Raw genomic sequence first — 21,684 nt, forward strand, 5'->3', positions numbered from 1 at the left:
ACACTTGGGGTGATTTTCCTTTTTTAAATAACTTAAAACTAGAAAATTAGCTATTTAGCAAATATGAAATTTGCTCAAATATCTAAGCCTCTTTTCTACTATATTTATTCCAAGGCCTGTTGTATGCCCTGTATGTTTTGCATCGTAATTATAATTATTAATCTTATCCAAAACTTCTTTAGAAATTCCAACACCATTATCTTCAATTAAAACATTACACTCACCATTTTCCTCATCAATATATATATTTATATATCCACCATCTTCTTTCCCTTCAATCCCATGTATAAATGCATTTTCTACTAATGGTTGTATTGTCATTCCGGGAACTTTAACTTTTTTCATATCCATATTTGTACTCAGATTAAATTTTACCCTATCATCAAACCTGCATTCCTGAATATAAATATAATCCTTTACAATATTTATTTCATCTTCCAATAGTGCATTTGTACTCATACTTCTTAAAGAATATCTTAAAATATTAGATACTGATTTAATTAATTTACTTGTAGTTATCGCATTTTCCATTATTGCTGTTGCGTTTATACAATTTAGGGTATTAAATAAGAAATGTGGGTTTATTTGAGACTGTAATACCTTTAAATCAAATTCTTTTAAAGCATTTTCATATTTTAGATTTTTCATCTCCTCCTCTTTTAATTTTTTTTCTAATACGATCTTCCCATTAAGCGAGCTAATAAGATTTTTTATATCTGTAATCATAGTATTAAATGTTTTTGTTAGAATATCTAACTCATAAATGTCAGTTTTGTTACCTTCATAATATTCAAATTGACCTTTTGATACTTTGTTTGATATTTCAACCATACCCTTTAAGCCCTCAGATATATGCCTTATAAATGTTAATGCATAAACTACACATAAAGCTAAAATTAATATAAGATATGTAGCTAGTCCTATATATATTACGCTGCTATTTCTATTTAGTTCTTTATATGCTATGCTATTAGCCTCTAGGAAATTTTGCATTAAAGTCGATGCATATGCATCACAATATGATGCAATATTCTTGGCCGCTACAAAATCATCATAGTAAAAAATGTATCCCTCCTTATTTTCATAAGCAGATATTGTATTTTTAGAACTTTCTATATAAGAATCTAAAGTATTATCTAGATCTCTTAAAATATATTGATTTACATCATCAGAATTTTTCTTAAGCCTGCCAATTTTTTGTTTTGCAAGAATCACCTCATTATTATAGCTTTCTTTCTTACTTGGAGTTCCATTCAATATATATTGATTAAAATTATCTAAAGAGCTGTCAACATGCTGCTTAATTTCATTAGTAATGAGCATATTGTTAAGCATATTAACATACCCGTCCTCAATTTTTTTGCTCATCGCCAGGGATATAATATTGCATATACATATAGGAATAATTAAGCATATAACAAACATTATAAATTTACTATTTAAGCTTTTAGTTTTCAACTTTATCATCTCCTCGCTTATAGCTATCTACATTACTCTTATTAATTACATTTACATCGATTAGTGATTTTGAAAACTTATTTGATTTCCCTTCAATTTTGTCCATAATAATATTAACTGCCCTATAACCCATTTCATTACTTTTCTGCACTATTGTTGCTGAAACTAATCCATTTCTAATATTGCTTAAAGTATCATCCAAATCATCAAAACATATAATTTTTACCCTATCTTTATAATTTAAATCTTTTACTGCTCTTGCAGCGCCTATCCCGTCAAGAGCCGAGGTACAAAATAAAGCATTTACGTTATCATTTCTATTTAATATTTTTCTTGTTATAATTTCTGCCTCAAGAAGCATTGCATCCGATGAATCTGTATCTACAATTTTCAAGTTCGAATTCGATTTTATATATTCTGTAAAGCCTTCTACCCTTTCTTTCTGATTCTTTACGTTTTTTCCTCCCATTACTATTGCTACATTTCCAGCCGTTCCTATTTGCTTGACCATTTCCTTCCCGGCAACTTGTCCAGCCAAAACATTATCTGTGCCAACATATGCTATTCTATTGCTATCTTCTTCATCTGAATCTATTGTGACTACTGGAATACCCTTTTCCATTGCGCTATTGATTTTCTTTTTATATTGTCCTTCTTCTTGAACATATGTTATTATGCCACTCACCTTAGCTGATGTAGCCATATCAAAAAGTTTTAGCCCATCTTCAGTGCTTGCAGTTGTAGGTCCTAAAAATTCAACCACTGCACCTCTTTCTTTAGCCGCTCTTTCCGCGCCAGCCTTTATATCAAGCCAATATGGATTAGTCTTTATATGTGAAATCAACACTATTTTAGGTTTTATCGGTTCTTTTTCTACTTTCTTGTCCCTCAACAAGTTAATAAAATATAAATTGCTCCCTAAAAAAAGAGCAATAAGTATAATGACCAAAACGCCCTTTAAGTATTTCATTAACAAAATCTCCTTTTTAATAAAATTGATGAAATATATAGAATTATAAAACCACTTTTTAAATGTCCTTTAATAATGTTATTCTATATTTGTTCTTTTTCTAAGTCAATATATTTTTGTATAGCTTTTCATAAGAGATAAAATAACAATATCATAAATAAACGTTTATTAAAATTATAAAATGGTTTCTTTAGTAAATTTTAAAATCTTTTATTGCTCACTTTTCATATTTGTAATTTTGTGTAGATAATATAAGCTCCTTAAACTAAAGAGAATAAAATAGCTGTGAATGCTTAATTAGCTGAACTTTGACCACTCTATACTTCTCAGATCTATAAACATTTTTGAAGGCTAAACATTTATACTTTTCTAGCTAGAAAAATAATAGGGTTAGAAGTAACAAAGAAAGCAACTTTTAACCCTAGCATCATTTATAGATATAATTCATATTCTATTTATAATATAAGTACTATGCAAAATTAAATGTTAGATGATTTTATCCATTCCATAGTACTTATTACATTACTAAATTTTAAACTTTGAGCAATTAAAGTAGCTTTATGAAGATCTTTACTACTTATAGAACCCACTTCATTATTTACATCTATAGTTCCTGTAGCATCTGACAAGAAGTCAACGTGGTAGCCTCTATGGAAAGCTTCCCTTGCTGTCGTGTCACAGCACATTTGAGTCATATATCCTGAAATAACTATCTCAGTTATATTTTCTTTTTTTAATATTTCTTCTAAATTTGTTTCATAAAAACTGCTTGGCTTAGTTTTCTCAATAAGATAGTCGTAAGATTTCTCGAGAATCATTGGGTGTAGTTCCCATCCATTTGAATTCTTAATAAATGTGTCTCCAGAAATTGCTGTATGCTGTACAATTATAACAATCATATTATTCTCTTTTGCATAATCCATTACCTTCAATATATTATCAAAGCTATTATTAGGATAAGTTACTTTTAGTTTACCTGTAAAATATTCATTTTGCACATCAATTACTAGTAATGCCTTTTTCATTTTCATTCCACCTTTATATTTGCTGATTTACTTATATTTGTTATACTAATAGTATCTTAAATTAAGGTTGAAATGTGAAAGAGATTCATTAGTTTCTCTTTAAAAACGAAAGGATTTTATGCTCTATGTTTGATGAAATAGACTTGAAGATTTTAGACATGCTATTGATTAATTCAAAAATACCACTTAAGGAAATTGGTGAGCATGTACATCTACCCCCTCAAGGAGTATCCAATAGAATTATACGACTTCAGGATTTAGGTATAATAACACAGTATACTGTATGCATTAATAATTCTCTGCTAGGCAAAAACATTACTGCATTTATTACTATTTTCATGAAAACCATACAACATGATAAATTAACAAAATTTATTAAAGAAAATACAATTATAACTGAGGCACATAGGATTAGTGGAGATGGCTGCTATTTGCTTAAAGTCATATGCTCTAATATGGATGAAATTAATTTATTACTTGATAAAATCATGGAATATGGTACTTACAGATTAAGTTTATCTACCTCAACAATAAAGTAATAAATTCTTCATCTACCCCAAAAGCAAAAGATGCTGTTGTAATATTATCGAAATGAGGCAATAACTTTTTTGATAACTTTGGAAACTTTTCAGATAAATAATACCTATTTTTACTTATCCATGATTGTATAAAAATTATTTCTTCAAAATCATGGATAATAAATACTATAGGAAAAAACCATATAATTACTTGCATATTGCTCATTTCAATCCTCCCATATATTATTTAATAAAAATTAGATTAACAGACATTAGTTATTTTTTATCTATCATTTTCTTATAAATACTAATCTTTTTATCCAAGTGTATTATATTTTCTTCAATTTTTCTTTTTTCAATATTTAACCTGTCCATTTGTTCTTCAAGTAATTCTAATCTTTCCTTAATTGTACCATCGCCATCATATCTCAATTTAGAATAGTATTGTATCTGCTTAATTGGCATATTTATTTCCTTTAATCGGATTATAAATTTTAGCCACTCAATATCTTTTTCAGAATATACCCTTTTATTAGCTTCATCTCTTTCAGGATAAATCAGACCAAGCTTTTCATAATATCTTAAAGTATCAATGCTCAAACCAATTTTTTCAGAAAACTCTCCTATATAATAATTCAAAATAATCACCTACCTCTTGACATGGAGTTAACTCCAGCATATACGATAATATTATCAAAAAATAGGAGGTATTACAATTATGGAAAATAGATATGAAAAAGGACTAAATAAACTCAATGAGGTTGATGGAAATGCTGGAACAGCTGTAATAGAATCACTTAAGGATATAGCTCCAGACCTCGGAAAATACATCATTGAATTTGCTTTTGGAGATATTTATACAAGGCCAACATTTGATTTAAAACAAAGGGAGCTTGTTACTTTATCTGCTCTTACTACACTAGGAGGATGTGAAAACCAATTAAAGGTTCATATTAATGGAGCACTAAACGTTGGGATATCTAAAGAGGAAATAATAGAAGTATTCTTACAATGTATTCCATATGTCGGCTTTCCAAAGGTATTAAATGCTGTAGCGGTTGCAAAGGAGATTTTCAATAATTAATTTTATAATTGATTAAGAGCTTAGAATTTTTATAATTTTAAGGCATATTAAAGAAAATAGCAAGTCCAAAATGCTATGATTATTTCTCATCAGGCAAGGAAGCAAATTGATCTCATAGCATGTCTATTAGGGTAATTTGCTGACGCAGCATGGTGGAAAATAGGCCTGGCAGATGGACTTCTTATTCTTTTAATTATGCCTATGTTCTAAAAAAATAAGTTTTATATTATTTTTTATATTGTTTTTAATATTAAATTTATCTACAGTAATAATCATCATATATAATAAATTTTTTGTTAATCGACTTATAGCCCATCTCCATTAATGCATTTATACGTTCAGTTGTCATTGGAACTGCTTTCGTTAATATATGCTTAACATCAAAAGCGCCATAAAAGAATTCATTTGTGATAGCTAATATATTTTTTATTATATTCTGGATTTCATACTCACTTTTCAGATCTATTCTTAAAATACCATAGTGATTAAATTCATCTTCTGCTAACCTGTGAAACATTTCTATAGTTCCAATTTTTTCATTAGTATCATTTAAAATTACTGTCCATCTTACGAATTGCCTATTTTCATATGAATATTCCCAAAACTCAATTGCTTGTCTCATTTTTTCAATTGTTTCATAATTAAAATTATCTCCATGACAATTGTCAGAATTAAATAATGGCACTGCTTTTTCATCTGAATAACATTTGAGCAACTCTTCTAAATCATCCTCGCTTGTTTTTCTTAATGTAATTAATTTATTTTTATATTTAGGACACTCTTTGTAGACATCGTTATTCATAAATTAAATTCTCCTTATATTTTTAATTTCTCCTAAAACTAAGCAATGAATCATGTTCATAAACATATTAGCAACAATATTACCATGGCTATTTTTGTTGAATTATCTTGTTTCAAAATTCATATGTATCTGTCCTTCTTAAGAATAAATTATATAAATACTCGTTATTTCAAGGTTTTATAGCAATACAAAAATTCTAGTTTTTATATTTTTTTGATCCTAAACATTGTTAAATACATATAAGTTAATTTATCTAAGCTTATTAATATAAATAATCTCTTGCTCCGTAGAGCTGAATAATTTAAAATTACAATTATTTAATACTTTAATGGAACCAAAATTCGTTTTCAAAGCTCTGGCTGTTATACCTTTACCCATTTGAAATTTACCCGCCCATCTTATTAATGTTTCTAAAGCCTCTGTCATAAATCTCTTTCTTCTATAATTAGATGAGATGCTATATCCAACTTCTAAATAACCATTTGCATCAGGTAATCCTTTAAATCCAATAAATCCTATTCCTTTTTGATTTTCCTTATTAATAATTAGCCAGTATGTGTACCATTCATGGATATCTTCATCAATGTTTTTCATTTTAATTAGTTTTTTTGATATTGCTAATTTAACAGAATCTAATAGTGCTTCTAATTCGATTTTAGCTTCAATATTATTAAGTTGATTATTAATTATACATTGTAATTCCTCAAAAGATAAAGGCTTCAAAAATAATCTTTCAGATTCTAAAAATTCCTTATTCACTCTAATACTCCCATCTTTTATTATTTAAACTCTTTTTCATGCATTTTGAAAAAGTCATAATATGTACGCACATTCTCCAATTCTGTCCACCGTTTTACATCAACAGGATTTTCATCTAGATCATATATTTTCGCGCCTTTCATAGCAAGTATAAATGGTGAGTGCGTTGATATAATAAACTGGCATCTTAAAAACCGTGCAGAGTCCTCAATAAAATTCATTAATTCCATTTGACGTTTTGGCGAAAGACTATTTTCAGGTTCATCCAATATATACAGTCCATTCTCATCAATTTTTTCAGTAAAATATATAAATGCACTTTCTCCATTTGAATATTCTCTGAAATTATCCATTAATCTATTTCTCACAAATTTTGATTGTGTTTTACTCCTAGCAGTATTTACTTTTTTTAATTGTTCATAATCTGCCATCGACTTCATTTGGAAGCGAGAATATTTAGACTCCAAATATTCTTCAAAAAGCTTTTCTCTCTTTATGTCAATTCCTTCATTTATACTACGAATATTTAGGATATAATCAAATACATCATCACTAGTAATAATCCTGCTATTTTCAGGAATATCTGTTTCAACATATATATCACACATATTGACATAGTCAGGAAAAAAATTAGATTTATTATAGATAGAATCACGGCTTACTCCTATTTTTTCTGCTATAATATTTAACGCTGTTGATTTTCCAGAACCATTTCCTCCATATAGAATAGTAACTGGTTCAAAATCAATTCTTCTAAGACCATGTTGTGACAATACCTTAAACGGATAAAACGAGTCATAACAGGTTCTTTTTACCCCCATGAAAAAGTTAAATTCCATATCCTCATTAGGGAATGTAAAATAATTCAAATAAACCATCTCTTTTCTCCTTCTCAGATAAATTGCAATTTATATTATATCCACTGTATAAAAGCGGTCTTATCATTTTGATTATATCCTGCTTGTTCATAGAAGTTTAGCGTACTATCTTTTTTAGAGCCAGTTAATAACATTAATTTATAACACTTCTCTTTAAGCGCTATTTCTTTTGCGTAGTTCAAGCAAGCTGTTGCTAATCCTTTATTTCTATAATGTTTATCAGTCACTACATTTTCAATAAATGCATATGGTCGTTGATTGTGTGTCAAATTTGGTATTATGACACAAACACACGAAGACACTATCTTTCCTTCTTCCTCTGCAATAATAATATGATGTTCTTTATCTTCCAAAATTCTATTCCATACTTCCATTATTTCAGGTGTTTTCTCTGGCATAGAATCACCATGAAGTTGCATATATAATTGCATTAATCCATTAAAATCTTCATTTATTATTTCCCTTATCATGTCATCATCCCCCTCCGTACATTCTAAAATGAAATAGTCTTTATGTGGATTAATCCACCTTTACATTTTGGCTCTTGATATTATTTATAATCTTGGCGCCGCTATTTGTCCCAATGATAATACGATCACACATATTAATAAATAATCCTGTTTCTAACACTCCAGTTATTCTATTAACTTTATTAAAAACATCACTAATGTTCATTGGCTTTCCTATATGCAAATCAACTATATAGTTACCATTATCAGTTACAAAAATCTCTTCTTCCTTCATTCTTATTTTGGGATTTAATGAATAATCCTGTAATTCTTTAATTACATGTTTGTATCCATATGGTAATATTTCAACTGGTAAAGGAAATTCTCCAATGCCATCAACTAATTTACTTTCATCCATAATCCATATAACTTCATTAGCTAAACTAGCCACAATTTTTTCTCTAAATAAGGCTCCTCCACCACCTTTAATAGCATTAAATTCATTATCTATTTCGTCTACGCCATCAATTGCTAAATCAATCCTATCAACTTCATCAATTGATAATAAAGTAATCTTAAGTTCTCTTGCTAAACTCTCAGTACTTTTTGATGTTGCTACAGCTTTTATCTTCATTCCATTTTTAATCAATTCTCCAACTTTTTTAATCATATAATAAGCTGTAGAGCCTGTTCCCAACCCTAATATCATTCCATCTTTTATATATTCTGTTGATTTTTCTCCTGCAACTCTTTTTTGATCCATACTTACCTCCAAAAATTTTATAATTATATTCTTACTTTAAATTCTCTTCCTGTATAAATTTGTTTTTTCTTTAATATTATTTATATAATATTTTTCCCACTACACATTTTTCAATATTCACGACTCATAAATATTACTGTAAAATAGCTTTGATTCTTTTGACTTAAATATTACACATATATTGTTATAATTTAAATCGTGGTATCAGAGAATTTCATTTACCAGCAAATTGTTAATCCAACCTATCATACAAATTATAATTTCGTTTCACTTTATGTAAATTATATCATTTCCTTACAATTATTTTCATTAAATATAAATAAATTTATCACTATCTAATAATACTTGTTTCTTTCATTATATTTATATTTAATTTTTCTCCTTACTCCCAACCATCATATTAATGCTGTACAATAATATAATTTTTAATTATCATCTTAAAGCCCTATCATTCTCCATAATCCATTAATGTATTTGTCTGTAGATTACTACTTAATCCAATCTTACTTATCCTCTAACTCTATTTTTAGGTATGAAAAAAGAGCCAAGATTTACTCTCAGCTCTAGACTTCTTTCGTTAATTCCTGTTTATACATACTCCCAAGCAATATAGCTATTCCTGCAATGTTTAGAGTAAAAAAACTAATTTTTATGGGAATTGTTATGAGTTTGATAGAAATGCTTCATTTTTTATAGTTGGCTACAAATTCTCTAAAAAATCTTGCAGCATCTCAGCTGTGATTCCCCATATATTATAAGTTTCATATTTATAAAATAAAGATCTATAATTAGCTTCTCTAAATTTATAGTTTTCCCTATTAACAATTAAATCATATGGAAATTCTTTATCTCTCTCAATATTTATTTTATTATTATATACACGAGGCTTATTATCTAAAAGATAGGATAACGGTACATAAAACACATGATCAACCTCATCTTCACTTATCTTTATTTCATCAAGATCTTTAATAATTCCTACATACGGATGGATTATTATTCCATCATATCTTACTATAGTATCTAATTCATTTACTATATTAATACTTTTTACGCCAAGTTCTTCGGATATTTCTCTAAGTGCAGCTTCCTTAGGAGATTCATTTCCATCTATTTTCCCACCTGGAAAGCATATATCTCCTGGCTGGCTCCTTAATTTTTTAGACCTAACTTCAAATAATACATGTACTTCATTATTAATCTCAACTAGTGGAATAATTATAGCTGACCTTCTCATTCTTTTCCAGCCATTAATATATGGTTTCTCATCTTTCAACTTATTCATAATATATTCTAAATTCATATCCTATAATCTCCTCCTATCTAGTTATGTTATAAAAATATTATATCAAAATCATTATCTTAGCGATATGAAAATTATATTCTTCTAATAATTATTATAAACAAATTGTATATAATTAATTAAGCACATAAAATAAATAATAAGTCCAAAACTATCATGGAATGTTATTATCTACAGTATAAAAAAGCTGCTAAAAACAAAATTTGAATTTCATTCTTAACAGCTTGTAATCCTTGCTTTACTAAAAGTATATTAAAAAGCTAACTTTTCATATAACTCTTTGATTGTACTAAAGCTATATGTTGGTCTAAATTCTGTATCTTTCAAATCTTCCTTTGTTGCTTCTCCAGTGAATACTACAGCTGTATCAACACCACCATTAATACCGCAGGCAATGTCTGTATACAATCTATCTCCTATAACTAAAGTTTGCTCTTTTGTAAATCCAGTTTGTTCTAGACACATTTCCACTATCGTTTTATTAGGCTTTCCAATGTATAAAGGTTGTCTTTTAACTGCATTTTCAATCATTTCACATATTGATCCACAGTCTGGTACAAAACCAAAGCTAGTCGGACAAACAAGATCTGGATTAGTAGCTATATAATCAATATCTCTTGTTGATAGTAATTCACATATATCCTCTATCTTTTTATAATTTAATTCATTGTCAAAGCCTACTACTGCACAAACAATATCTTCATCTTTATCTTCTGTAATATTAAGCTCAAATCTTTTTAGTTCTTTAATAAATGATTTTGTTCCAAGAACAAATATTTTTTTATCTTTATATACTTCTTTTAGATATATTGCGGTTGCATAAGATGATGTTACAAAACTTGTTTTATCAACTTTAATTCCAAAGTCATCAAACCTCATAATATAATCTTCTATACTTTTTGTTGAATTATTTGTTATAAATATATATTTACCGCCTATACTTAAAACATAATCCATAAATTCTAATGTACCATCGATTAATGTTGTATCTAAAGCTATTGTACCATCAATATCTAATAAAAATAATTTTTTATCTTTTAGCATATTATCATTCTCCGTAAAATAAATTCGTTAATTCATTTGCATATTCTTCTAACATATTTTCAGTTTTTGCATATTGCAGAATCGTATATCTAGGTCTGATTTCAAGAGCATGAATTACACTCCTATGAAATAATTCTTTCTCAATTCCTAAAGTCTTTGGATTAGACTTAGCTCCAATAGAATTTAATAAATTTAATTATTATTTCTGGCACAGGAGTCTCTATCCCAAACCTTTCTTCAATATTAAGCTTTTTATACAACCATGCTGATATTACTGTACCAACTCCAACTGAATTGCCATGCAAAGGATGTTCTAATTTTCTTGAAAGCTTATCAATTTCCCAATAATGAGAAAGATGGTGTTCTGCTCCTGATGCTGGTCTTGAATTTCCAGAAAGAGTCATTGCTATTCCTGATAGTATAAGTGCTTCTGATATATATTCTATTGCTTTAACCTCTCTCTTAACAGCTCCTTCTATATTTTCAAAACATTTATACATGGCGTTCCTTACTAGCTTTTCTGTTGTATCACAAAAATATTCGTCATGAATCGTATTAGATAATCTCCAATCAGAAAGTGCTGTATATTTTCCTAGTATATCACCAAATCCAGCGCATATCATCTCAAATGGAGCATCTTTCATAATATTTGAATCAGCTATAATAGCATATGGATTAGTCCCTGGATATGTTACCTTTGCTCCATCAATAATTAGAGGTGATACTGTTGATGCATATCCATCCATTGATGGAGCTGTTCCCATTATAACATAAGGAATATGAGTTTTTGCACTTATTATTCTACATATATCATTAATACTTCCAGATCCCACAGCAACTATAAGCTCTGTTTCATTATTTACTTCAACCAATACTCTTCCAATTGCTTTTTCATCTGGAATTAAATCTCCATCACTAACTAATATAATATTATTTATATTATAACCTGATTCAGTAAGTTCATTTTCTACACACTTGCCAAGTGCTTTATAAGTATTATTATCACTGACCAATAAGATTTCTTTAGGTAAAATTTCTTTTGCGACATCTAGAATTCTATTATATGCATTTTCTCCAACATAGATATGTTTTATGTCTATTCTATGTTTTTTGCCGCAGCTACAGTCAAATTCCATATCCGCCATTTCTTCTATTGTTTTAGTCAAAATTTCATTCAAAATTAAGTACCTCCTACGTTTATGCTTTTTGCTTTAGGTTCATTTAAAATTATATACTATATTCATCTGCATAAACAGCGTACAAGTTACTTAATTTTAAGCTTTATTGAACTAAATACATCTTCTTACCCACACTATCATTTCTCCTGGTGTTCTGTTAGCCCATAAATAATATGGAATCCATTTTAACTTCTTTTCATTAAATTCAATTTTATAGTCATATACATATAACTTATCTTTATCACAATCTTGCTCTTTAACTACTAGTCCATCACTTTCAAGTACTATTGTGCCTCCTAAGAAATCTTTGTCATATTCATAAGTAAATTTAGGATTACTCTTTAAATAAACTCTGTGCAGATCAGGTCCATTGTCTTCTTCCTCTAAGCAATAAACAACTGGTCCTCTCATTACAGCAACTTTTCCCATGTCTTCTCTTACATTTATATTTGCTCTAACTATTTCTACAGGCATCTTAAATAAAATGTTAATTTTATCAGCATCTTTCCATTTTCTATTTATATACGCATACCCATCGATTATACTGAAATTCATCCTTTCTTCATTAACTTTTATTTCATAATTTCTACACCATTCAGGAATTCTTAATGCAAATTCAAAATAAGCTTCTTCCTTCATATTTAAATTAATGTCTATACTCTCATCCCATGGATAGTTTGTTTTAATATCAAATGCTACACTCTTTCCAGAGAAATTAGCTGATATTTCTCCTCCCATGTATAAATGCATAAATATTGTATTATCTCTTAATGTATATGCATAACTTCCTATAGAGGTCAAAAGCCTTGCTAGATTAGGCGGACAGCATGCACATCCAAACCATTTTTGACGCTCAACTTTTACATGTGCTCTCAAATGATCTTTTTCAGAAGCCTCTGGAACTACCTCTAATGGATTTACATAGAAAAACTTAGTTCCATCAATTGACATTCCACTTATAATTCCGTTGTACAGGGCCTTCTCCATTATATCTGCATATTGTGATTTAGGCTCAATTTCAAGCATTCTTCTTGCAAAAAAAACTAATCCAATAGATGCACAAGTTTCAGCATAAATAGTGTCATTTGGTAAATCATAATTATAAGTAAATGCTTCTCCATATTGTGATGATCCAATTCCACCTGTTATATACATTTGCTTTTTAGTCATATTACTCCATAAGCGCTTGCAAGCTTCTAGCAGCTCATCATCATTTGTTTCTCTTGCTACATCAGCCATTCCTGAATATAAATATACAGCTCTTACAGCATGCCCCTCTGCAACTTCCTGCTCTTTTACTGGTTTACCTGCTTGATAATATTGATATTTGAAGTAACTATCTTCCCACCAGAACTTATTATCATACTTTTTCCCTTCTTCTTCAAAATATAATGGTGATCTGCCTCTTTCATCTATAAAATATTTTGCTAAATTTAGATATTTTTTATCTTTTTTTATTTTATAGAGTTTAATTAAGGCCAATTCAATTACTTCATGACCTGGATATCCATGCAATTTGCCATCTTCTGGACCAAATATGGTATCCACATAGTCTACATATTTTACGACTGCATTTAATAACTTATCTTTTCCAGTTGCCTCATAATAAGCTACTGCCCCTTCAATCAAATGGCCTAAACAATACAATTCATGATTATCACGTAAGTTTGTCCATCTTTTATCTAATCCGTTTATAATGTAATAAGTATCTAGGTATCCATCTGGCTGCTGTGCCGCACAGACAATATCAATTGCTCCATCTGCAATTTTTTCAAGTCCTTCATCCTTATTCCACATAAAAGAATATCCAACCGCTTCTATCCATTTTGCAAAATCACTATCTTGAAATACAAAACCTTTAAATTCACCTTCCATCATCCCAGCTGCAATCTTAAAATTTTGCATACAATAACTTGGCTCCGCTCCTTCTATTCTATCATTCAATGCTTCCCACTGATAAGGAATCACATGAGTTCTTGCTAGCTCCATCATTTTCTTCCAGAAATTATCTTTTACATTTATATTATTTATTTGCAAAGGTTTACTAAAAGTATTTGAGTTCATTATTAATTCCTCCTAAATTTATTTTTATGGTGGTTAATTTATTATAATTATCAAAAACTATTTTATTAATTCCTCTAAAATACAAATGCTATTATTTAAGCATATGACTAGCTTTTATACATATAACTATAGTATATTTATTATATGGAAACAACTTTCATTTTAGTATAATAGGTGGTGAAATCCTATATGTTTTATTTTGTGTCTGATAATAAATATCCCCTTACTCATTGTTCTAGTGGAAAATTAATAAATAATGAAAATTTTATACATTCTAAAAGAAACCTCGATACTTTTGTTATTCTAATTGGTTGTGAGGGAACACTATACATTGCACAAGATGATAAAAGATATGAACTTACTCCAAATAAGTTTATTATATTATTTCCATTCCATACCCACTACGGTTATAAAAAATCTGAAGGGAATCTTTCTTACTATTGGTGTCATTTTAGGATTACTTCTGCTGAATATAAGCTTTTAAACGCTGAACAAATTAATGATTATATATTCAATCTCGATAATGAATTAAAAAAAGCCTCTTCAGATGTTTATATTTTACCTGAATATGGTTCAATTTCTTCTGCTGCAAGAACAAGCCTTATTTTTCGTCAACTACTTGATCTATCAAACAAAAAGAGTTATTCAGAATATTTAACAAATTATGCATTAAGCCTGTTGGCAATGGAAATCTCTCAAGATTTCATGGATAATATAATTCATAAAAACGAAAAATTATCTAATGCTAATTGCAAAATAAATGAAATTGCAAACTGGATAAATATAAATTATAACTCAAATTTAACTGCGCATAAGATCGCCGAAACATTTAACTACAATCAGGATTATCTTTCTTCGGCATTTAAAAAATATACTGGTATATCCCTTTTAAAATACATCAATAAAACAAGAATTTCCGCTTCTAAACAACTTCTATTAAATTCATCTTTCTCAATAAAAGAAATTGCTCTTCAGGTTGGATTTAATGATGATAAGCATTTTATGAAACTTTTTAAAAAATTTGAAGATGTCACGCCAACTGAATATAAAAATGCATATTTTAGAAAGAACTTAAACAAAAAATAATTTCTTGTATTGTGACTTTATTTTAAAAATATTTAAAATGATTATTCACATCTAATTCATAAAAGGGTATAATTATCTTAACATAGTATATTATTATTTGATAATTTTATAACGAACTATAACTTAAGTATAATTTTTCTGAAATTAATATTTCAACATTAATTTCAATTCAACGAATATTAACAACACAGAGGAGATTATTATGATTCACATTACAAATCTAAAGGAAAGTTTGCCACTTTTCAAAGCTTTAAGTTCGGATGTAAGAATTAATATATTAGAGATTTTATCACAGTACAAGCAATTAAATATGAATGAGTTATCAGAGAAACTTGATTTAACTAATGGTGCAGTTACTATGCATATAAAAAAATTAGAAGAGTGCGGATTAATAAAAACAACTAATTTAACTGGAAAGCATGGATTACAAAAGATATGTTCTCTTCACGAGGATAAATTTGTAATTGATATTGGTAAACAAGATGTAGAAAATTCATATCATATAGATTTAAATATAGGTCACTATTCTAATTATGATATTGCTCCTACATGCGGCATCGCAACTAAGGATAGTATTATAGGAGAAGTAGACAATCCAAATTACTTTGCTGATCCTGAAAGAATTAATGCAGATATTCTTTGGTTCACTAAAGGAAGTATAGAATATAGAATTCCTAACTATTTAAAACCAAGTGAAGTATTCTCTGAATTGCAAATATCTATGGAAATAAGTTCAGAAGCCCCTGGAGTATGCAGCATATGGCCATCTGATATACATTTCTATTTAAATAATGTCAATGTTGGTAGATGGACCAGTCCTGGAGATTTTGGTGATAGTAAAGGTATTTTGACTCCATCTTGGTGGAATCCTCATTGGAATCAATACGGATTATTAAAACTTTTAACCATAAATTCCTTCGGAACTTTTATTGATGGAATAAAGATTTCAGATGTCACTCTAGAAGATTTAGAATTAAATTATAAAAGTGATATTCTTTTAAAGTTAGCTGTTCCAGAAGAAACAAAACATGTTGGCGGATTAACTATTTTCGGAAAGAACTTTGGCAATTACAATCAAGGCATAAGCATAAGACTTGTTTATAATACATTAACTCAAGAATCTTGATGTTGCTCATTGTATCTAATTATATATATGTTGCAATTCACAATGCACATTTCACAATTCACAATTGCAACTAAAATTATTGCAATATTTTTGAATTATAAAAACGAATCTAATTCAATATATATTAAAATATATTGAATTAGATTCGTTTTTATAATAAATAAGAAGTGATATTTATAAGGCATAAATATCACTTCTTATTTTATTTATTCTTTCCTAAACGAATTACATTCCAAGACGCTTTTCCTAAAGATGAAGTTATAATTCCATCAACCATATTACTTCTATCTACAGATTTTGGAGTAACAGCTTCACCTGTTGGAGAATTCACTATTTTCATATTATCATGCTCTAACACAATATGTTCAATGATTTTAAATTCTTCAAAACTTCTTACATCGCAAGTTAATTCAATATCTTCCTCTAAATTACGATTAACTGCAAATATTGTAACTTCTTCCTTTTCTTCATTATATACAGCTATCGATTCAACATCTGTTACATAAGTAAAATCTATAGTATCATGTTTTGGTGAAGAAACTACTGGTTGAAGTGCAATTCCTCTACCGTATTTAGATGCATGCAAATATGGATAGTATATAGTCTGCTTCCAAGCTGGTCCATTTTCTTCTGTCATAATTGGTGCGATAACATTAACCAATTGCGCTAAGCATGCCATTTTAACTCTATCAGAATGTTTCATTAAAACAATTAACATTAATCCAACTAAAAGTGCATCTTCAAAATTATACACATCTTCTAAAAGTGCAGGTGCCTTTTGCCATGGATGATTCTTCATTATATCATCATCTTCATTATTAGAATGGAACCATACATTCCACTCATCGAAGCTTAAGTACATAGTTTTTTTACTACGTTTTTTTGCTTTTATATAATCACAAGTTGAAGTAACTGTTTTAATAAAGTGCTCCATATCATCACTTTGTGCTAAGAAGTTTGCAGTATCATTTAATCTATTACCATAATATTGATGAAGCGATATAAAATCTACCACATCGTAAGTATGATCAAGAGTTGATGCTTCCCATTCAGGGAACGTAGGCATGGCTGTATTTGAACTTCCGCATGAAACTAATTCAATATCTGGATCTATTAATTTCATAGCTTTACCTGTTTCTAGAGCTAATCTTCCATATTCTTCAGAAGTTTTATGTCCTATCTGCCATGGTCCATCCATTTCATTTCCTAAGCACCATGTTTTTATTTTATGTGGTTCCTTAACACCATGCTTTATTCTTAAATCACTATATTTTGTACCACTTGTATGATTACAATATTCTAAAAGATTGCAGGCATCTGCAATTCCTCTTGTTCCAAGATTTATTGCCATCATTACTTCAGATCCTACAGCATTAGTCCACTTTGAGAATTCGTTTAATCCAATTTCATTAGTTTCTAAGCTTCTCCAAGCTAATTCTAGTCTCTTTGGCCTTTCTGCTATTGGTCCAACACTATCTTCCCAAACGAAATTTGATACAAAATTACCACCTGGGTATCTTATAATAGGAACATCTAATTCTTTTACTAATTCCATTACATCAGTGCGGAAGCCATTTTCATCAGCTGACATATGGCCTGGCTGATAAATCCCTCCATATACTGCCCTTCCTAAATGTTCAATGAAAGAACCATAAATTCTTTTATCTATTTCGGATATTTTAAAGTCTTTGTCTACTACCATTTTTGCTTTTTTTGCCATTATAATTCATCTCCTTAAGTATTTAGTTTGGACTTTCTAGTCCTTAGTGAAAATCAAATCATATTAACCCTTTACAGCTCCAGCTGTCATACCTTCAACAAAATATTTTTGGAAGCACGCAAATAAAATAAACACTGGTATTACTGAAATGAAAGAACCTACAAATAATAAATTATAGTTGTTTCCATAAGGTGTTAATAATGTATTTAATCCTATTGGTAAAGTAAATTTTGCACTATCTTTCAACACTAACATTGGCCATAATAAGTTATTCCAACTAAACATTGCATTTAATATCGCCATTGCCGCAAAAGATGGCTTCATAATCGGCAAAATTAATCTGAAGAAAATACCATATTCCGATGCCCCATCTATTCTACCTGCCTCAACAAGGTCTCTTGGTATTCCTGAGAGGTATTGCCTAAAGAAAAATATAGTTGATGCACTTGCTATAGTCGGCAAAATAATTCCAATGTAGGTATTTGTTAAATGCATATCACTTATTTGGTTATATAAAGGTAACATTAAAATTTCAAAAGGTACCATCATAACGAATAAAACACATATAAATAGAAAATTCTTTCCCTTAAAATCGTACATTGCGAAACCATATGCAACAAATGCGCTGATAAATAATTGGCAGACTACTTGTACTATAGTTAAGAATAAACTATTAAAAAACCATGTAAATAAGCTATTTTTTTCTGTGAATAGAATTATATAATTTTTAAACGACATTTTAGCAGTATCTATTGATACATCCATACCATTTGCTATTACTAATGCACCATCCTTGAACGTAGAAACAAACAATGTATAAAAGGGAATTAGTAGTATTACAGCTATGACTGCAAAAAGCATAAAAATTAATATTCTTTTTGGCAAATTTTTTACATGACTCACTGCATTTTTTTGTGTATTTTTTTTATTATTCAAACTAATATTACTTTGCATACTAATCTCCTTTCTTAAATGTTCCATTTAGTTTTAATTGTACTAAATTAATAGCCATTCCTATAATAAACAATACTAATCCTACAGCAGATGCATAGCCCATTGCATTTTTTTCAATACCTTGTCTGTATAAATATCCTACAATTGTAAGACCTATATTATTAGGCGAGTTATTACCATTAAACACCATATAACTTTCTATAAACATTGCAAGACCTGCGTAAATAGATATAGTAAGCACATAAATTGTTGTCGGTTTAAGTTGAGGTATTGTTACATATATAAACTTTTGCCATGTATTTGCTCCATCAATATCAGCTGATTCATATAATTCCGCAGGAATGTTTTTAAGTCCTGATAAGAAATATAACATATTAACACCAGTCCATCTCCAACATGCCAATACTAGCAATACTATAAATCCTGTAGTTCCATTTTTTAGCCATTTAAATGGATCCATTCCAAATAACGCAACAACCTGATTCATTAACGAAGTAGCTTGTTCTCCAAAGGCAAATCTAAATATTATTCCTGCCACAGCAACAGATGTTAAAGCCGGTAAATATAATGCAGATTTAAAGAATTCTTTTCCAACCATTAGTTTGCTGTCTATTATACATGCAAGTATCATTGGAATTGGAATAAGCAATATCAATGTCCATATCATATATTTGAAGCTGTTCCATAACGCAACTAAGAAAACCTTATCCCCTAATAGTTTTGTATAATTTTCAAACCCAACAAATTTTCTTGATCCTGGTAATACATTCTCAAAGCTCATTATTACCGTATTTACCATTGGAGATATGAAAAAAAGTAAAAATACAAGAATAAATGGTAATATGAATACATATGGTGCTGCTTTTTTATTATATATAAATCTCTTTACCATTTCTTAACTTCCTCCTCCCACGCTTAAATAATACAGAGAAGCCATCTTTGTAACTGAATATGCTTATAAAAAGCTTCTCTGTGTGGATGTTTTTTAATTATTTCAATTCATTTTCTACTTGTTGCTGTGCTTCATCTAATGCTTGTTTTATATCTTTCTTATCTTCAAATATGCTATTTAATGTAACTGTATTTAAAACGTTGTTTATACTTGGAATAGCATCATTTGATTTAATTAATTGTATTTCATCTTTGATTTCATTTAATGTATCAAAAGGATTAGTTTTAAAGTATTTTACAAACTTATTTTCTGGATTATGAGTAATATCTTTTTTAGTCCATAAATCCGTATTGCATGGATCGAAGCCTAAATCTTCCCATATTGCTTGTTCACCTTCATCTGAAAGTTTTGCATATGCTAAGAATTCTTTAAGATTTTCTTTATTCTTAGCTGTTTTAGTTACAGCTGTACCTGTACCACCTAAACCTACAGAACGTGGTTGACCTTTTTCAAATACTGGAGCTGGAGCAATTGCCCATTTACCTGCTTGATCAGGCATGTATTGTAAGAATCTTGACATATACCAGAAAGCTTTTATTACAACTGCATAATCTCCATTATTTATTGCACCTTCAGCATCTGTTGTATCAGGTTGTCCACCTGGAATAGTAGCTATTGCATGAGCATCTTGTAAATCTCTTAAAGTAGTAAGCGCTTTAACCATTTGAGGGCTGTTTAATTGTGGCTTACCTTCAGCATCAGTAAAATCTGATTTTTGTTCTGCTAACATAAGACTTTCTTGCCATTGAGCACTTGTATCTGCTGTCCCAAAGTTTTTACCAGTTGCAGCATAATATTTAGCACCTGCTGCTTTAAAATCATCCCAGGTTACTATCGATTTATAATCAATCCCTGCCTTTTCTAATAGTTCAGTATTGTAGTATGCAACACATGCTCCAACATGTGTTGGTAGTCCGTAATTATGTCCATCTTTACTGTAAAGATCTATACGAGATTTAACCAACTTATCTTTATAAGGTGAGATAACATCATCAAGATTCTCTAATTGTGGGTCTCCTTTAAGAAAATTAGGGAATTTGCCAACTTCTATATCACACGCATCAGGAGCTCCTTGTCCGGACAAGAGTGCAGATTGCAATTTATTATGCATATCATCATAAGGAAGAACTGTAAAATTAATATTTAACTTCTTATCAGGATTTTTCTGATTCCATTTTTCTAACATCTTTTCATAAAACGTTTTATGCATCTCAATAAATGTCCACATTTCTAACTGATCTCCTGAAGCAGATGATGCTGAATCCTTTCCTCCACTTGAGCTAGTACTTGAACTACTTCCACCACATCCGATTAACATTGTTGCAGCAATAGATGTTATAGCAGCAATAGCCGCAAGTTTTTTTAATATTTTTACACTTTTCATATTTTTACCTCCCATTATTTTATTTGAAGTTAATATATTTAGTGAACACCATTTCATTTTTGTTAGTTAAAAATATGTCCTTAAAAACAGTGATCAAAATAACTTTTATAAGCAAAGCCTGTACAAATACGCGCTTTATTTTAATTAATTTTAAAGTATATCAATAA

Annotated in this window: 22 protein-coding genes; 4 read left to right on the forward strand and 18 right to left on the reverse strand. The window is 29.1% G+C overall.

The annotated features are described in order from the left end of the window. Positions 1-54: 54 nt before the first annotated feature. The 3 genes from ACJDTP_RS15425 to ACJDTP_RS15435 form a co-directional block, all read right to left on the reverse strand. Entirely contained in the window at positions 55-1,458 is a 1,404-nt protein-coding gene (locus ACJDTP_RS15425) for a sensor histidine kinase (protein ID WP_406761744.1), read from the reverse strand. Beyond that, entirely contained in the window at positions 1,448-2,428 is a 981-nt protein-coding gene (locus ACJDTP_RS15430; protein WP_078115636.1) for a substrate-binding domain-containing protein, read from the reverse strand. Before ACJDTP_RS15430 ends, ACJDTP_RS15425 begins: the two co-directional genes overlap by 11 nt. 479 nt (positions 2,429-2,907) lie before the next feature. Then, positions 2,908-3,453 (reverse strand): cysteine hydrolase family protein, encoded by a 546-nt coding sequence (locus tag ACJDTP_RS15435; RefSeq protein WP_173707733.1) that lies wholly within the window; start codon positions 3,451-3,453, stop codon positions 2,908-2,910. 125 nt (positions 3,454-3,578) lie between these two features. On the opposite strand from ACJDTP_RS15435, the gene ACJDTP_RS15440 reads away from it, so the two are divergent. Then, positions 3,579-3,992, forward strand: coding sequence for an Lrp/AsnC family transcriptional regulator (locus tag ACJDTP_RS15440; protein ID WP_406761745.1), 414 nt, complete (start codon positions 3,579-3,581; stop codon positions 3,990-3,992). On the opposite strand, the gene ACJDTP_RS15445 is transcribed toward ACJDTP_RS15440, so the two are convergent. Then, the gene (locus ACJDTP_RS15445; protein ID WP_406761746.1) at positions 3,973-4,197 is read right to left on the reverse strand and encodes an HXXEE domain-containing protein; all 225 of its coding nucleotides are present in this window, start codon (positions 4,195-4,197) and stop codon (positions 3,973-3,975) included. The genes ACJDTP_RS15440 and ACJDTP_RS15445 overlap by 20 nt on opposite strands. A gap of 50 nt (positions 4,198-4,247) precedes the next feature. Next, the gene (locus ACJDTP_RS15450; protein WP_406761747.1) at positions 4,248-4,610 is read right to left on the reverse strand and encodes a MerR family transcriptional regulator; all 363 of its coding nucleotides are present in this window, start codon (positions 4,608-4,610) and stop codon (positions 4,248-4,250) included. A 79-nt stretch (positions 4,611-4,689) separates the two neighbouring features. On the opposite strand from ACJDTP_RS15450, the gene ACJDTP_RS15455 reads away from it, so the two are divergent. Then, entirely contained in the window at positions 4,690-5,055 is a 366-nt protein-coding gene (locus ACJDTP_RS15455) for a carboxymuconolactone decarboxylase family protein (RefSeq protein WP_017209288.1), read from the forward strand. A 256-nt stretch (positions 5,056-5,311) separates the two neighbouring features. On the opposite strand, the gene ACJDTP_RS15460 is transcribed toward ACJDTP_RS15455, so the two are convergent. From ACJDTP_RS15460 to ACJDTP_RS15500, 9 genes are all read right to left on the reverse strand, one after another. Next, complete coding sequence (locus tag ACJDTP_RS15460; protein ID WP_406761748.1) at positions 5,312-5,857, reverse strand: GNAT family N-acetyltransferase; 546 nt, start codon at positions 5,855-5,857, stop codon at positions 5,312-5,314. 249 nt (positions 5,858-6,106) lie between these two features. After that, on the reverse strand, positions 6,107-6,616 hold the full coding sequence (locus tag ACJDTP_RS15465) for a GNAT family N-acetyltransferase (protein ID WP_406761749.1): 510 nt from the start codon (positions 6,614-6,616) through the stop codon (positions 6,107-6,109). Positions 6,617-6,636: 20 nt separating this feature from the next. Then, the gene (locus ACJDTP_RS15470) at positions 6,637-7,494 is read right to left on the reverse strand and encodes an AAA family ATPase (protein ID WP_078115641.1); all 858 of its coding nucleotides are present in this window, start codon (positions 7,492-7,494) and stop codon (positions 6,637-6,639) included. A 35-nt stretch (positions 7,495-7,529) separates the two neighbouring features. Then, positions 7,530-7,964 carry a GNAT family N-acetyltransferase gene (locus ACJDTP_RS15475; RefSeq protein WP_406761750.1) on the reverse strand — a complete coding sequence of 145 codons (435 nt, stop codon included), beginning with the start codon at positions 7,962-7,964 and terminating at the stop codon, positions 7,530-7,532. Between the two features lie 49 nt (positions 7,965-8,013). Beyond that, entirely contained in the window at positions 8,014-8,706 is a 693-nt protein-coding gene (gene rpiA, locus ACJDTP_RS15480) for a ribose-5-phosphate isomerase RpiA (RefSeq protein WP_406761751.1), read from the reverse strand. Positions 8,707-9,406: 700 nt separating this feature from the next. Beyond that, positions 9,407-10,009: an NUDIX hydrolase gene (locus tag ACJDTP_RS15485; RefSeq protein WP_077838937.1), complete on the reverse strand. Its 603-nt coding sequence runs from the start codon at positions 10,007-10,009 to the stop codon at positions 9,407-9,409. Positions 10,010-10,261: 252 nt separating this feature from the next. Next, complete coding sequence (locus ACJDTP_RS15490) at positions 10,262-11,053, reverse strand: HAD-IIA family hydrolase (RefSeq protein WP_078115644.1); 792 nt, start codon at positions 11,051-11,053, stop codon at positions 10,262-10,264. Positions 11,054-11,220: 167 nt separating this feature from the next. Continuing rightward, a complete protein-coding gene (locus ACJDTP_RS15495; RefSeq protein ID WP_406761752.1) occupies positions 11,221-12,231 on the reverse strand; it encodes a sn-glycerol-1-phosphate dehydrogenase in 1,011 nt (336 codons plus the stop codon). Positions 12,232-12,342: 111 nt separating this feature from the next. Next, complete coding sequence (locus ACJDTP_RS15500) at positions 12,343-14,295, reverse strand: glycoside hydrolase family 127 protein (RefSeq protein WP_406761753.1); 1,953 nt, start codon at positions 14,293-14,295, stop codon at positions 12,343-12,345. 189 nt (positions 14,296-14,484) lie between these two features. Between ACJDTP_RS15500 and ACJDTP_RS15505 the strand changes: the two genes are divergently transcribed. Together ACJDTP_RS15505 and ACJDTP_RS15510 are read left to right on the forward strand one after the other, a co-directional pair. Further along, positions 14,485-15,381: an AraC family transcriptional regulator gene (locus ACJDTP_RS15505; protein WP_171771381.1), complete on the forward strand. Its 897-nt coding sequence runs from the start codon at positions 14,485-14,487 to the stop codon at positions 15,379-15,381. Between the two features lie 202 nt (positions 15,382-15,583). Next, positions 15,584-16,507, forward strand: a complete 924-nt coding sequence (locus ACJDTP_RS15510; RefSeq protein ID WP_171771380.1) for an ArsR/SmtB family transcription factor — start codon at positions 15,584-15,586, stop codon at positions 16,505-16,507. A gap of 202 nt (positions 16,508-16,709) precedes the next feature. On the opposite strand, the gene arfA is transcribed toward ACJDTP_RS15510, so the two are convergent. The 4 genes from arfA to ACJDTP_RS15530 all read right to left on the reverse strand — a co-directional run bounded on the left by arfA (position 16,710) and on the right by ACJDTP_RS15530 (position 21,517). Next, complete coding sequence (arfA, locus tag ACJDTP_RS15515; RefSeq protein WP_406761754.1) at positions 16,710-18,227, reverse strand: arabinosylfuranosidase ArfA; 1,518 nt, start codon at positions 18,225-18,227, stop codon at positions 16,710-16,712. Between the two features lie 63 nt (positions 18,228-18,290). After that, positions 18,291-19,181 carry a carbohydrate ABC transporter permease gene (locus ACJDTP_RS15520; protein ID WP_406761755.1) on the reverse strand — a complete coding sequence of 297 codons (891 nt, stop codon included), beginning with the start codon at positions 19,179-19,181 and terminating at the stop codon, positions 18,291-18,293. A gap of 1 nt (position 19,182) precedes the next feature. Beyond that, a complete protein-coding gene (locus ACJDTP_RS15525) occupies positions 19,183-20,073 on the reverse strand; it encodes a carbohydrate ABC transporter permease (protein WP_406761756.1) in 891 nt (296 codons plus the stop codon). Positions 20,074-20,170: 97 nt separating this feature from the next. Beyond that, entirely contained in the window at positions 20,171-21,517 is a 1,347-nt protein-coding gene (locus ACJDTP_RS15530) for an ABC transporter substrate-binding protein (RefSeq protein WP_078115650.1), read from the reverse strand. Positions 21,518-21,684 lie beyond the last annotated feature (167 nt).

The organism is Candidatus Clostridium helianthi, from assembly GCF_045310795.1.
Taxonomy (GTDB): Bacteria; Bacillota; Clostridia; order Clostridiales; family Clostridiaceae; genus Clostridium; species Clostridium helianthi.